We start from the raw sequence: 15000 nt of genomic DNA on the forward strand, positions 1-15000 counted from the left end.
CTAGTACAATATATTATATTGTTATATATCAATATATGTATATTAAACCTATATTATTTCTTTGTCAAGAGAAAACATAGTTTATTTTTTGGTTTATTGTATTTTTATCTTGACTTATACTATATCATATCATATACTGCCATCATCAAAGGGATAAGTACCGGCAAAAAATAGCTTCGATCCTGGTTCATTTATTCTCTCAGAGAAGATGATAGTATTTAAGGATGTTAAATAATGGTTATCCGGTTCATTCTTAACGGAAAAAAATGTCGTAACATTGTTGATTCATCTACCAGGCTCATTGATTTGCTGCGGGAGGGCTGTGGTATAACAAGCGTCCGGGAAGGCTGCGGCGCGGGGGAATGCGGGTCCTGTACGGTTCTTCTAAACGGTAATCCTGTTTGTTCCTGCCTGACCCCGGCGGTACAGGTTCGGAATTGTGAAATCATCACGATTGACGGACTGGAACGGGATGGAGAACTTGCTTTACTGCAAAAAGCCTTCCTTGATAACGATGCCGTGCAATGCGGATTCTGTACGCCGGGGATGATCCTTACCGCAAAGGCGTTGCTTGATAAAAATCCTAACCCAAGTAAAGACGAAATACGACATGCCCTGGGGGGAAACATCTGTCGTTGTACCGGGTACATCCCCATCCTGCGGGCCGTCGAGGCGGCGGCAAAGCAGGGACGGACAACGCAATGAAACATCCCGACCCGCTGATTCCCGGATCGTTAGATGAACTTCTCAAACTTATTGAGCGGTATTCAGGCAGCTATATCTTCGCAGCGGGCGGAACCGACTGTTTAGCTAAATTAGGCGGGTATATGTCACCCCGTTACCGCCTAATCGATATTTCCGGCATAGATGAATTGAAGGGGATCTCCCTCGAACAGGATGATCTGTGTATCGGGGCGCTTGAAACTATGACTTCCCTGTCCGAAGACGGCCGGATAAAACAATATGCCCCTTGCCTTGCCATGGCCGCTGCCAAAGTGGGGTCCTGGCAAATCCGGAACAGGGCGACCCTGGGCGGTAATCTGGCCAATGCCTCCCCGGCGGCGGATACTCCGGCTGCCTTGGCTGCCCTGGATACGGGGGTTTTGCTCGCTTCCTTACGGGGGAGGCGGGAACTACCGGTTGATGCAGTCTTGACCGGGCCAAACCGTACCGCCCTTGAGCCCGGTGAGGTGATAACGGGATTTCGTATCCCCCTGCGGCAAGGACGGACCTCCGCTTTCGGTAAAATAGGCAGCCGAACCGAGGTGAGCATTGCACGGCTCAACCTGGCGGCAGCCATGGGAGGAGAGGTGGAACCCCGGGTATTTGTGGGAACCCTGGGAACAGCTGCTCTGCGTTGTCGTGAAGCGGAATCGGCGCTCACCCGGAGGGGTGTTCCGGATCCTGCTCCCTTTTGCGCCGCCCTTTCAAGACTGGTTGAAAAAGCCATTCCCGGACGATCCACCCTCCCCTACAAAATTTCCGCCATACAGGCCTTAGGCGAAGATGTTTTTTCGGCGCTTTGGGGATCCGGAACCACCGGGGGCAGCGTATGAGCGGATACAAGTTTATCGGGAAAAACCTGCGCCGTTCCGATGGGCCGGATAAGGTAAAAGGACAGTATCATTATCTGGCGGATTCCTTTGCCGAAAGCTCCCTGTACGGGGCAGTACTTTTCAGCACCCACGCCCATGCAAGGGTTATTTCCATAGATACCCGGAGCGCTCGGTCTATGCCCGGTGTCACGGTACTGACCTTTGAGGATGCTCCAACCGAACGATACAACAGCGGTGAATGGTTCCCGGGGCAGAACGACCCTCCGGATGAAACCATTTTGACCGGACATGTCCGGCATGTCGGTGACCGGGTTGCACTGATACTGGCGCCCGATAGGCGGACAGCCCTGGAAGCGCGGAACCGTATCAAGGTGGTATATGAACCCCTGCCGCCCATTACCGATATGCTGAGTGCCGGGGATAATGCAGGCCTGTTGCATGAAGACGGGGTACCGGCCTTTCCGGGCCGCATTGAGTACGGCGATATAGATGCGGCTTTCGCCAACCCAAGCTTTGTGGAACGGGACACCATAGTAACGCCCCGGATCCATCATGCCGCCATGGAAACCCACGCAATCCTTGTTATTCCCCGGGCAGAGCAGGTTCTGGAAATACGCAGCCCTTGCCAAATCGCCTTCGGTGTCCAGCATGCGGTGTCCATGGTAGTACCCCTGCCGCTTTCGAAAATCCGGGTGATCAAGGTCCCCATGGGAGGATCCTTCGGCGGGAAACAGGAAGTGGTCTTTGAACCCCTTTGCGCTTGGGCGGCATACCGGCTGGGGCGTCCCGTATTCATCAACACGTCCCGTGAAGAAACCATGCTTGCCACCCGTACGCGGGCTGCGGCTATGGGTACCATAGAAACGGCCCTTGACGCTGAAGGCAAGATTCTGGGGCGGCGGGTTTCCATGCTGGTCGATGCCGGAGCATACCTGACGGGTACCAAAAAGGTGATGATGGCCATGGGTAAAAAAATATCCCGCCTGTATGCCATCCCTGCATTGCGCTACGAAGCCCGGGCGGTACGTACATCTACCACCCCGGCGGGGGCCTGCCGGGGCTATGGTTCACCCCAGATTCATGCCGTAACCGAAATTCATACGGACCTCCTCTGCCGCAGGCGCGGTTTTGACCCGGTAGAGTTCCGCCTTAAAAACCTTATCCAGCCCTTTTCCGATGATCCTTCGGGGGGCGCGAATTTGGGTAACGCCCGGATCAGGGACTGTCTGGAACAGGGACTTCGGAGCTTCGGCTGGCAGGAGCGGAAGATACCCTCAGGTTCCGGGCGTTTCCGGCGGGGAGCGGGTTTTGCCTGCGCCACCCATGGCAACGGGTACTACAAAACTATCTACCACGATATAACGGGTATGTCCCTACGGCTTTTGGAAGATGGCTCAGCGGTACTCCGTTCGGGGATAGCCGAGATGGGACATGCTGCAAACGCCGCCATGGCCCATATCGTGGCTGAAGTTACCGGGATAGCGCCAGAACGGATTTCCGTACTGGAGGGGGACACCCTTTTCGGCAGCTACGACATAGGCTGCCAAGCAAGCCGGGGGATCTTTGTGGTGGGTGAATGCGCCCGGCTTTGTGCGGAACAGGCAATGGAAAAGCTCTGCGGGGAGGCGGAACGCCTCTGGAAGCTTCCGGTCACCCATGAAGGGGCTGTGCTTCGTATTGGTGATAAAACGGTTGATCTTGGTGATGCTGTTAGGGAGATTGCCGTGAAAAACCGTGTGTCCATAGAAGTCCTTGTGGAGCATAGTCCGAAAAATAATCCCGGTTCATACGGCGTCCACTTCGTTGACCTTACGGTGGATACCCTGACCGGACTGGTCCATATCGACAAATACCTGGCGGTCCATGATATAGGGCAGGCGATTGGACGTAACTTAGTTGAAGGACAGATCTATGGCGCCGTGCAGATGGGTATAGGCATGGCCCTTACTGAGGAACTTGTTTTCGATCAAAAGGGACAGCCCAGTGCGCGCAACTTTGACAAATACCACATGATCAACGCCCCGGATATGCCCGATGTGGAGATCCTTCTTATTGAAGAGGGGGAAAAGGGCGGGCCCTACGGTGCAAAAAGTATTGGGGAAATTGCGACGGTACCACCCGCGCCGGCCATAATAAACGCGGTTAATCGAGCCCTTTCCACCAGCCTGACCCGGATGCCGCTTACGCCGGCCCGGATCGTAGCGGCTCTAAACCAGCCGGATAGTATTGATGACGAAAAAAGGAGGTCCCCATGTTTATCCTGAACGGTAATGATTTGGATCTGAAAACACTCCGCGCCATAGCGGTGGAAGGAGAGCAGGTAGCCATATCTTCCGATGGCGAAGCGCGGCTTCAAGATTCCCGCAAATTGGTTTACGAACTGGTTGAGCAGGATGTCCCGGTCTACGGTTTTAATACCGGTGTGGGCTGGAATAAGGATCGGCATATTGCATCGGAATATTTCAAACTTTACAATGAAAACCTTATCCACTCCCACACCCTTGGTGTGCGGGAGGAAGCCTCGGAACCGGAAGTACGGGCGGCAATGGCAATACGCCTGAACTGTCTGTTACGGGGCAATACGGGCATTCAGCCGGAGATCGCCCACCGTTATGCGGAATTCCTGAATCAAAAAATACATCCCGTCGTTCCGGAGCGTGGTTCAGTCGGCGAAGGTGATATTTCAATCTTATCCCATATAGGACTCGCGATGATCGGCGAGGGGGATGTGTACTATCAGGGCCAGCGGATGAGTGCAGTTGAGGCCCACAAACGGGCGGGGCTTAAATTCGTGGAACTGGGCCCTAAGGACGGCTTGGCTATAGTAAGCTGCAACGCCTTCGGTATGGGGGAAGGGGCGCTTACCCTGATAGACCTTACCGATCTGGTGGATCAGGCGGACCTGATCTATGCCGTCTCCCTTGAAGGTCTCAATGGTAACACCTCCCCACTGGACCCGAAGATCCACGAAGCACGGCGGCTTCCGGGACAGACCCTAAGCGCCGCCCTGGTAAGCAGGTTTCTCAAGGGCAGTTACATCTACGAAGCCGATCCGGATAAATCCGTGCAGGACCCTATCAGCTTTAGGAGCGGCGCCTATGTTCACGGTTCCCTGAGGGACGCCCTGGAATATGTTACCAAGTTCGCGTTGATCCAGATGAACAGCACCGACGACAACCCCTGTCTGCTTCTTGATGAAAGAAGGATCATCTCATGCTCAAACTTTGAGTGTACCACCATCGCCGTAGGTTTTGAGATGCTGGGCATTACCCTAAGCCATGTCTCACGGATGTCCTGTTACCGGATGACCAAGCTTGGAACCCCCGCTTTTACGCGGCTTCCCCGGTTTTTGACTCCGGATGAAACCCATGTCCATGCCTTTGGGGCGCTTCAGAAAACCTACACCCTTTTAGATACGGAAATACGGCATCTTTCCAATCCGTCCACCGTTGATTATCAGGCAGTAGCCGGCGATATAGAGGATCACGCAAATAACTTACCCCATGTGGCCCAACGCATACGGCGGATAACCGACAACCTGAAGTACATCCTGGGCATGGAGATGATGCACGCCGCACAGGCGATTACCCTGCGAAAGCAGCAAAACCCAAAGCTTCGGCTTGGAGCGGCAACAGAGGCGGCCTATGAAGAGTATCGCCGCAGTGTGCCGTGGTATGACCGCGATAGGAACCTGTCGACGGACATAGAAGCATCCTACCAACTGGTAAAAAGCAGGCGTATGCTTGAGGCTGCTAAAAGTATTTGAAACATTGCCGGAATATAAAGTCCGGCTTTGAATAAAAATGGAGGTCAAAATGTCAAACAGAGAGAAACCAGAGGGATTAAAAAAAGCAATACGCTGGGAAGTGTTTATCCCTGCGTACATCGTAATCGGAGGGGCGGCGCTGCTTGGAATTTTCAACAAAGACGCCCTTACCCAGGGTTCCAATAAATTTTTCTTCTGGTCCCTGGATACCTTCGGATGGCTCTACCAGATAGCGGTCATGGCGAGCCTTGCCCTGGTGGCAATCGTTACCTGTTCTTCAAAGTTCGGTAAAATGAGGATCGGGGGCAAGGATGCCAAACCAAAGTACAAATTCTGGACTTGGTTTGCCATGGCCCTGACCGGCGGTATCGCAACGGGTATCGTTACCTGGGGGGTGAATGAGCCTCTTATCTACTTCGGCAATGTCTGGGGAGAATTGGACAAACTGGGTATAAAGGCTTTTTCGCCGGAAGCTGCGGTCTTTTCCATGGGCCGTAATTTCTACAACTGGACCTTTATTCCCTATGCGATCTATGCCATGAGTGGGCTCCTGGTTGCCTACGTCTACTACCACAAGAAAGAAAGCCTAACCGTTACCTCCACCTTGAAGCCCCTCTTCGGTTCTCGGGTGACAGCCAAGGGTTTTTCCGCCGTTATCGACACCCTGTCCATGTTGGCGCTGATCATCGGACTTATCACGGGGCTCACCATGTGCATCACCCTGGTAACTTCCGGGCTTAAGGGTGGATATGGTATACAGGAAAGCCTGCCCCTGTTTATTACCCTCGGCGTGGCAATCATGCTGATATTCACCTTTTCCTCCTACATCGGTATGGACAAGGGTCTCAAAACCCTCAGCAATCTGAACGCGTGGTTTTACTACGTCCTATTGCTCCTGTTGTTCCTCACCGGACCGACCTTGTACATTTTACGCATCGGTACCGCCGGTATGGCCGAATGGCTGAATAACTTTTTCCGGTGGGGCTTGGATCCTATAGATATAGGCGGCGAGGCGCTGACCCGATCCTGGACCCTCTTTGACTGGGCTTTCTGGGTAGGATACGCGCCGGTAACCGGTATCTTCCTGGCCATGCTCGCCTACGGTAGGACAGTTCGGGAGTACATGATAGTTAACTGGATTCTCCCCTCGGTTTTCGGTATCATCTGGTTTTCCATCTGGGGCGGCAGCGCCCTGGACATGCAGATATCCGGCAAAGCGGATTTGGTAGGAGCCATCAACAGCGGCGGCGCTATTATGGCCCTGTGGGAATTCCTCAAACATCTGCCCTTCGGCCTGGGAGTTATCGTTATTCCTGTTAATCTTTTTATCATCATTATTTCATTTATCACCAATGCCGACGCGACCCTGACCAACATCGGTTCGATGTGCGTCCGTGATGTGCCTATCGGAACCGAACCCCCCGCTAAGGTCAAGGCTGTCTGGGGTATTTCCGTGGGAATTGTGGCTATCATCATGGCAGCCTACGGAGGAGGAGTTCAGGGGGTTGATGGTGTAAAAGCTCTAGCGGCAGCGGCCGGATTTATCGTAATTTTCGTCTTTGTTTTACAAATCATATCGTTCATAAAGAGCTTTTTTATTGATAAATTTATAGAGTAATCATGGAGTAATTATGGACCAGCCCAATAAGCTTACCGGCGTATGCTTTGGTGATACGCTGACCATAGAAGATCTGATCTCCGTTGCCCGTTTCCGATCCCCCGTATCTTTTTCCGGCGCATACCGGGAGCGGGTAAATCAGAGCCGGGCTTTGGTAGAACAATTTGTGCGGGAAAACCGCCTGATCTACGGCGTTACCACCGGGGTTGGTGATAATGTAAAACGGGTAATCCCCGAAGATGAAGCCGCCATATACCAGGAAAAAATGGTTCTGACCCACTGTACCGCTGTGGGGGAACCACTGGATGAAGAAGGGGTGCGGGCCATCATGTTCATGATGCTCGCCAACCTGGGAACCGGGTATACCGGCATACGGCTTCAGGTACTGGAACTTCTGTCGGAGTTTTTAAACCGGGGGGTTTTCCCCTGGGCTCCTATCCACGGTTCAGTGGGATACCTGGGAGTAGAGGCCCATATTGCCCTGGTCCTGATGGGAAAGGGCAAGGCCTTTGTTAACGGAACTTTGACCGATGGGGCGGCGGCTTTAAAGGCTGCCGGCCTTGAACCGATTCGGCTGGGCTACAAGGAAGGTCTCTGCCTGATCAGCGGCGGGACCGCGGCTACCGCCCTGGCTGCCCTGGCTGAATACGGTTTGTTAAACGCCCTCGCTGCGGCGGACGCGGTTTCTGCGGTGACCGTTGAGGCCCTGGGGGGCAATATGGGGGCCTTTGATGAACGGGTAATGTCCGTCAAAAAACAAGCGGATCAATGGAAAACCGCGGATCATCTGCGGGGCCTTTTGGCGGACAGCGAGATTCTGAAAAAGCTTGGGGGGCAGAATTTGCAGGACGCCCTGTCCCTCCGTTGTATTCCCCAGGCCCATGGGGCGGCGCGTAAAACTATTCTGGACGCACGGACGGCAATTGAAAACGAAATAAATTCCTGCGACGATAACCCCATCATCCATCCATCGGGGGAAGCCCTGAGCGCCTGCAACGCCGACGCCGGCTTTGTCGGCATCGCATCGGACTCTCTGTGTATCGCCGCCTGCTATCTGGCAAAAATCGCCGAACGCCGTACCGACCGTATGGTCAACGAACTGGTCAGCGGTCTCCCGGCATTTCTATCCCCCGATCCCGGCGGAAACAGCGGCTATATGATTCTGCAGTATTCCTCCGCCGGTATTTTGGGTGAGATGCGGGTCCTGGCTCATCCCGCCTCAATAGACGCCATACCCACCTGTGCGCTGCAGGAAGATTACGTCAGCATGGGGTATAACGCGGCGTTAAAGGCCCGTGAAACAGCGGGGCTTCTGGAATATGTAATTGGCAACGAGCTGCTTGCCGCCGCCCAGGCCCTGGAATTAAAAGCCGGCGCCGGAGTTTCGCCCTCCCGGTTCGGACAGCGGATCCTAAAAGCCGTCCGGGAAAAGGCGCCGTTCATGACCGAGGATCATTATATTTCCCCTGACATGGAATGGTGCCGGGATCTGGTGTCTTCAGGACGGGTAAGGGAGATTGCGGAGGACCTTATCGGAACCATGGATTAGTAATTTCCTCGTCATAGAACAATACTATAAAAACCAACTGTTTTAAAAGGAGAATTTAATGACAGATAAGCAAAAAACAATAAGTCGTATGCCCAATGCGGTAGTATTACTACTGGGCTTGGTTATTCTTGTCGGGATTTTGTCGCTCTTCCTGCCAACGGGGCGTTATGAAAAGATCACCATTGATGGCAGACAGGTCGTGGACCCCAATAGTTTTCACATCGTCGATAAAACTCCGTTAAAGTTTCTTGAATTTTTCGATTCTGTTCATCAGGGTTTAGGCGCTGCCGGGCCGCTGATCTTCATGATCCTCATTATCGGAGGGGCCATACGGTTGTTTGAAAGTACCGGGGCCATCAGCGGAATCGTGGCTGCCTTTGCGCGCCGTTTTGGCAAGGAAAAAAGTTCCTGGGTACTTGTCCTGATTTTCACCTTTTTTGCCTGTTTAGGGGCTTTCCCGGGCATGCTGGAAGCGGCAATTCCCTTTGCGCCGCTCTGTATCTCGATAGCGCTGGCCCTCGGCTACGATGTCTTTGTAGGGATAGCGGTGCCTGTTGTCGGTATCACAATAGGCTGGACTGCCGGCCCAACAAACCCATGGACTGTCGGCATCGGACAGTCCATGGCCCAGCTTCCTATGTTTTCAGGTATCGGTTACCGCTTGGTGGTACTACTGGTTCTATGGGCGGCCTCTCTCGCTTATATCCTTTCCTATGCCGCCAGGATAAAAAAAGATCCCTCCCAGAGTCTTGCTGCAAATATTGATAACGTTTTTAACGAAACAAGGACGACATCGAAACCATCCCCTTCACTCTCACCCACAAAGTGGTGCTTCTAATATTTGTCGCTACCTTGGGAATGATAGTCTACGGGACCATAGTCTGGAAATGGGGTTTTCCCCAGATGTCGTCGATCTATATTCTGGGGGGCATAGCCGCGGGGATCGTCTGCCGTTACAGTCCTAACCATCTCGCAGACACCTTCATTGAGGGTGGCCGGGCGATATTCGGCGGGGTCATCGCAGTAGGACTGGCGCGGAGTATCTCGGTCATCATGGAAAAGGCGGGGGTGATCGATACTATCATCTATTATCTTTCATTGCCGCTCAAAAGTTTTTCCACCGCAGCATCCGCAACGGTTATGTTCGTTGTGCAAACGATAATCAACTTCTTCATTCCATCCGGAAGCGGACAGGCCATGGCAACATTACCAATCATGTTACCCCTTGCCGACATTCTGCATGTCAATAAACAGGTCGCCATCCTGGCTTTTCAGCTTGGGGATGGACTTTCGAACCTGTGTTATCCCACAGTGGCGGTGCTTATAGCCTATCTAACCTATACTAGGGTTCCGTTTTCCCGTTGGTTCCGTTTTATACTTCCCTACATGGTGATAGTTTGGATTCTCTCGGTGATTTTTACCGTTACCGGTGTATTAATTGGTTGGCAGTGAGCTTCTTCGGAGTAAGGCTTAGGACAGCATTTCCATTGGCATCCGCTCTATAAAAAATATGCTATAATAATAGAATTGATACATATCAATTCTATTATTATAGTAATTTGTATATTATCAATGTTATTTAATATATAGTATTTTATTGACTTATACTATATCATATTTTATACTTCATAATGGAATTGGCTCGGAAAAAATGAATCTTAGAGGGATATAAAATGTATAAAATTACCATCAGCGCATCTTCGCTCAAAATCTCTGAGCTGAAAATTGTACTGCAGGAACCCATTGAGGTGACCCTTAGTAAGGATATTGAGGAGGGTATTAAAAAAAGCGCCGGCGTTGTAAGCGATGTCATAAACTCCGGCAAGGTTGTTTATGGTATAAATACCGGTTTTGGCCATCTTGCCAACAAACGGATAGAAACGGACGACTTGGCTCTTTTACAAAAATCCCTGGTACTTTCCCATGCCGCAGGGGTTGGTGAACCTATCGAAGATGGTCTTACCCGGCTTATCATGCTGCTCAAAATAAAGGGGCTTTCCAGGGGGTATTCCGGCGTCAGGCTTGAGCTAGTACGCTGTCTTGCGGATATGCTTAACGCCGGGGTTTATCCGGTCATTCCGCGGAAAGGCTCCGTCGGAGCCTCCGGGGATCTTGCCCCCCTGGCGCACATGACCCTTGTACTCATGGGCGAAGGGTTTGCCCATTACAAAGGACAAACCCTCAGCGGGAAGGAAGCCCTGAAGGCCGCCGGTCTTTCCCCCATAGAGTTGGGCCCGAAAGAAGGACTTGCGCTCTTGAACGGAACCCAAGTTTCAACATCCTTTGCCTTAAAGGGCCTTTTCCTTGCGGAGGACCTTTTTGCCGCTGCTATCGCCTGCGGCTGTTTAACCATTGAAGGAGTTTCAGCCGCCCGTACAATCTTTGATGAACGGATACACCAGGTTCGCGGCCAACAGGGACAGATCGACGCCGCTGCCGCATACCGGCGCCTTCTTGGTCCCCGCAGCGAAATAGGGGATGACCATATCAACTGCGATCGTGTTCAGGATCCCTACTGTCTGCGCTGTCAGCCCCAGGTAATGGGCGCATGCCTTACACAGATCCGAAATGCGGCGGCGGTTCTTGAAATTGAAGCAAACGCCGCTTCCGATAATCCCCTGGTCTTTACCGACAACGGCGATGTTATTTCCGGGGGTAACTTCCACGCCGAACCGGTGGCAATGGCGGCGGATAATCTGGCACTGGCCTTTGCGGAGATCGGCGCCATTTCGGAACGCCGTATAGCGACATTGGTGGATCCCCATATGTCCCGGCTCCCGCCCTTCCTGGTTGAAAACGCCGGGGTTAACTCGGGTTTTATGATCGCCCACGTTACCGCGGCGGCCCTGGCAAGCCAGAACAAAACACTTTCTTTCCCCTCATGCGTTGACAGCCTGCCGACTTCCGCCAATCAGGAAGACCAGGTGTCCATGGCGCCCAATGCGGGGCGCAGACTCTGGGAGATGGCGGAAAACGTGAAGTATATTCTGGCCATAGAGTATTTAGCCGCCGTTCAGGGGATCGAGTTTAAGAAGGGATTAAAGACCACACCGGCCCTTGAAAAATATCATGAAGCACTGAGGAAGGTGGTCCCGAATTATGACAAGGATCGTTTTTTTGCACCGGATATAGAAACGGCGGCAAATTTAATTGACAAAGGAATATTTGCAGACGCAGTTGAAGGTGATCTGCTCCCCAGTTGGAAACAGTAAACAAATGGAAATTAAATTTGCAAAAATGAATCCGACAGAAAATATGACTATCCTGGTGGAAAGTCCTTTGCCCCGTGAAAAATACGGTGAGATTGCCGCCAAGCTTATGGCTTACGGTTCCCTGTTCGCTGAACAGGTGGGATACCTGGAAAAGCCAACACTGGAAGGCGCGCGAACCCGGCTCCATATGATGGGCGGTGAATTCTGTGGAAACGCCAGTATGTCAACCGCAGCGCTTATCGTCTTTGATGACGGACTTAGGGGCGGCGAAAAAGTAACGGTGCCCCTGGAGGTATCCGGTGCGGAGGGACTGCTTTACTGCGAGGTCTGTCCCTGCATTGATGAGGAAAAAACAGCCCTTGTATCCGTAGGTATGCCGCCGGTACTTGGCGTAGTAAAACGTATTTTTCAGTTTGAGGGATCCTCATTTGAAGCTCATGTAGTTCAGACCCAGGGCATTACCCACATTCTCCTGGACACGGAAGGTGGTGAACAAAAGGCTTTGCACAGTATTGCTGAAAGGGCTATCATAAAATGGAATGAGGAGCTGAAAGCGGATGCCCTTGGGATAATGCTTTTTGAAGCAAACGGGACCGATTACAGGATGGATCCCCTGGTATACGTTGGGGGATCAAAAAGCGTAACCTGGGAGCGGGGCTGCGGATCAGGCACGGCTGCCATGGGCGCCTATCTTGCCTGGAGAAGCAAATCGCCTGTCAGCGCAAACATAGATCAGGGAGGCGGCAGGATCACGGTCCAAGCGGACTATGGGAATAACGCTATCGGGAAAATTATTATCCGGGGAAAGGTTAAACTCGCCGCCAGGGGAATCGCATACTTGTAAAAAATTGTCATGGTCAATAATTTGTAATATAAATGAGGAGAACTATCATGGACGATTTCATGCAGATACGTTTGTTTAAAGAAGGAGACGCGCTTCCCCTTAAACCGGAGTTTGAAAAAAACATACGACGGGCGCCGTCCCGGGGTTTCAGGCTCAGCGAGGAGCAGACAAAAACCGCGTTGAAAAATGCCCTGCGTTATGTGCCATCGGAATATCACCGGGAGCTTATTCCGGAATTCCTGGAAGAACTGTATACCTATGGCAGAATCTATGCCTACCGGTTCAGACCCGCAGGCAGAATCTATGGAAAGCCCATTGATGAATACAAGGGCAAGTGTATCGAGGGCAAGGCCTTTCAGGTCATGATCGATAACAACCTTGATTTTGAAGTTGCCCTCTACCCCTATGAACTGGTAACCTACGGCGAGACCGGCAGTGTCTGTCACGATTGGCTGCAGTACCGGCTAATAAAAAAATATCTGGAAAACCTAACGGAAAACCAAACCCTGGTTGTCGCCTCCGGGCATCCGGCGGGGCTTTTTAAATCGCGGCCCGAAGCGCCGCGGGTAACGGTTACCAACGCGCTCATGATAGGCCTTTTCGATAACCAGGCAGATTGGGAAATAGCCGAGGAAATGGGGGTGGCAAATTACGGGCAGATGACCGCAGGGGGCTGGATGTACATAGGCCCCCAGGGCATAGTGCACGGAACCTACAACACCCTGCTCAACGCCGGCAGAAATGAACTGGGCATCCCCAAGGACAGCGATTTGCGGGGTCATCTTTTTGTCAGTTCCGGACTGGGCGGCATGAGCGGGGCCCAGCCCAAGGCTGCGGAGATTGCCGGAGCGGTGGGGATTGTAGCCGAGGTGGACGAGAGCCGCATTAAAACCCGGCTGGACCAGGGTTGGGTTTCCTATTCTTCGTCTAAGCTCCCGGATGTTTTTGCCAAGGCAGATGAATATTTAAAAAAGAAGGAACCCTATTCAATAGCTTACCATGGAAATATTGTTGATCTGCTCCAATACGTTGTTGATAGTAACATTAAAGTTGAACTCATGAGCGATCAAACATCCTGTCACGCGGCATACGATGGCGGTTACTGTCCTCAGGGGATGAGCTTTGCGGAAAGGACCGCCCTGCTTGCACAGAAGGACAAACGAAATCTATTTGTTGAAAGGGTTAACGCTTCATTGCGGAAGCATTATGAACTTATTAAAATCTGTGTCGAAAGGGGATCCTACTTTTTCGATTACGGGAATGCTTTCCTAAAGGCCGTGTACGATGCGGGGGTAAGGGAGGTGTCCAAAAACGGTATAGATGATAAGGATGGATTCACCTTCCCTTCCTATGTGGAAGACATCATGGGTCCCCTGCTCTTCGACTATGGGTACGGCCCCTTCCGTTGGGTATGTTTGAGCGGCAAAAGCGAGGATCTGCGTAAAACGGATCAGGCGGCCATGGACTGCATAGACCGGAACAGAAGATACCAGGACATGGACAACTACAACTGGATCAGGGACGCGGAAAAAAACAAAATGGTTGTGGGAACCCAGGCGCGTATCCTCTACCAGGACGCAGAGGGGAGAATAAAGATAGCTCTCAAATTTAACGAACTGGTGCGGAAGGGCGAAATAGGCCCGGTCATGCTGGGGCGGGATCACCACGATGTAAGCGGAACCGATTCCCCCTTCCGGGAAACTTCCAATATCAAAGACGGTTCCAATGTGATGGCCGATATGGCGGTACAGTGTTATGTGGGCAACGCCGCTAGGGGTATGAGTCTAGTGGCCCTGCACAACGGCGGAGGCACCGGCATAGGGAAGGCTATTAACGGCGGCTTCGGTCTGGTGCTGGACGGCAGCGCCCGTGTTGACGGCGTCATACAAAGCGCCATGCTCTGGGACGTGATGGGCGGCGTGGCCAGACGGAACTGGGCGCGTAACCCCCACTCCATTGAAACCGTTAAGGAGTATAATAGAAAATACGCCGGGGAGAGCCAGATCACCCTCCCCTACCTTGCGGATGAGGATCTGGTTGCGGAGACGGTCCACAAACACTTTACATGATGCGGATTCTACCTTACCGCCGGGTTTTTGTTTAATGGAACTCGCCGTCGTAGCCCCAGTTTTCGTATTCGCTGATGGTGAGGTATTGGCGGTCCGGTTTTATACCGTATTCGGCGGTGATAAACTCGAAGAGTTTTTTGGTGAAGGTTTTTTTGGCGTCCTCTTTGGTCTTAGTGTAGACACGGAGGTCGATGTAGACAGAGGGGGTTTCTGTTCCACCCATGTATACGGTGTCTGAGTCTTGGATGTGGACGATGAGGTCGGGTTCGGTTTTACCGGGGATGATGGTAATGAGGCGGCCGAGTTCGATTTTGAGTTTTTCTTTTTCTGCGCCGCTCAGTTTTTGTCCGATGGTTACTGAAATGAATGGCATCTTAGTTCTCCTT

10 protein-coding genes and 1 pseudogene are annotated in these 15000 nt (G+C 52.1%); 10 read left to right on the forward strand and 1 reads right to left on the reverse strand.

Features of this window, described 5'->3' with window-relative positions; translation table 11 throughout:
* Positions 1-234 precede the first annotated feature (234 nt).
* The 10 genes and pseudogenes from TPRIMZ1_RS0110075 (at position 235) to TPRIMZ1_RS0110125 (ending at position 14614) form a co-directional block, all read left to right on the forward strand.
* Positions 235-705, forward strand: a complete 471-nt coding sequence (locus tag TPRIMZ1_RS0110075; protein ID WP_010258560.1) for a (2Fe-2S)-binding protein — start codon at positions 235-237, stop codon at positions 703-705.
* On the forward strand, positions 702-1556 hold the full coding sequence (locus tag TPRIMZ1_RS18795; protein WP_010258563.1) for an FAD binding domain-containing protein: 855 nt from the start codon (positions 702-704) through the stop codon (positions 1554-1556). The genes TPRIMZ1_RS0110075 and TPRIMZ1_RS18795 overlap by 4 nt, the downstream gene beginning before the upstream one ends.
* Entirely contained in the window at positions 1553-3820 is a 2268-nt protein-coding gene (locus TPRIMZ1_RS0110085; RefSeq protein WP_010258567.1) for a xanthine dehydrogenase family protein molybdopterin-binding subunit, read from the forward strand. Before TPRIMZ1_RS18795 ends, TPRIMZ1_RS0110085 begins: the two co-directional genes overlap by 4 nt.
* Positions 3808-5322 carry an HAL/PAL/TAL family ammonia-lyase gene (locus tag TPRIMZ1_RS0110090; protein WP_010258571.1) on the forward strand — a complete coding sequence of 505 codons (1515 nt, stop codon included), beginning with the start codon at positions 3808-3810 and terminating at the stop codon, positions 5320-5322. The genes TPRIMZ1_RS0110085 and TPRIMZ1_RS0110090 overlap by 13 nt, the downstream gene beginning before the upstream one ends.
* 49 nt (positions 5323-5371) lie before the next feature.
* Positions 5372-6940 carry a BCCT family transporter gene (locus tag TPRIMZ1_RS0110095; RefSeq protein ID WP_010258575.1) on the forward strand — a complete coding sequence of 523 codons (1569 nt, stop codon included), beginning with the start codon at positions 5372-5374 and terminating at the stop codon, positions 6938-6940.
* 13 nt (positions 6941-6953) lie between these two features.
* The gene (locus tag TPRIMZ1_RS0110100) at positions 6954-8489 is read left to right on the forward strand and encodes an HAL/PAL/TAL family ammonia-lyase (RefSeq protein WP_010258578.1); all 1536 of its coding nucleotides are present in this window, start codon (positions 6954-6956) and stop codon (positions 8487-8489) included.
* Positions 8490-8577: 88 nt separating this feature from the next.
* Positions 8578-9941: pseudogene (locus TPRIMZ1_RS20855) on the forward strand (YfcC family protein).
* A 221-nt stretch (positions 9942-10162) separates the two neighbouring features.
* Positions 10163-11701, forward strand: coding sequence for a histidine ammonia-lyase (gene hutH / locus TPRIMZ1_RS0110115; protein ID WP_010258580.1), 1539 nt, complete (start codon positions 10163-10165; stop codon positions 11699-11701).
* 4 nt (positions 11702-11705) lie between these two features.
* Complete coding sequence (locus TPRIMZ1_RS0110120) at positions 11706-12545, forward strand: hypothetical protein (protein WP_010258583.1); 840 nt, start codon at positions 11706-11708, stop codon at positions 12543-12545.
* A 47-nt stretch (positions 12546-12592) separates the two neighbouring features.
* Entirely contained in the window at positions 12593-14614 is a 2022-nt protein-coding gene (locus TPRIMZ1_RS0110125) for a urocanate hydratase (protein WP_010258586.1), read from the forward strand.
* A 31-nt stretch (positions 14615-14645) separates the two neighbouring features.
* Here the strand turns inward: TPRIMZ1_RS0110125 and TPRIMZ1_RS0110130 are convergent, their stop codons facing one another.
* The gene (locus TPRIMZ1_RS0110130; RefSeq protein ID WP_010258589.1) at positions 14646-14987 is read right to left on the reverse strand and encodes a phenylpyruvate tautomerase MIF-related protein; all 342 of its coding nucleotides are present in this window, start codon (positions 14985-14987) and stop codon (positions 14646-14648) included.
* Between the last annotated feature and the right edge of the window lie 13 nt (positions 14988-15000).

This window comes from Treponema primitia ZAS-1 (assembly GCF_000297095.1).
GTDB classification, from domain to species: Bacteria; Spirochaetota; Spirochaetia; order Treponematales; family Breznakiellaceae; genus Termitinema; species Termitinema primitia_A.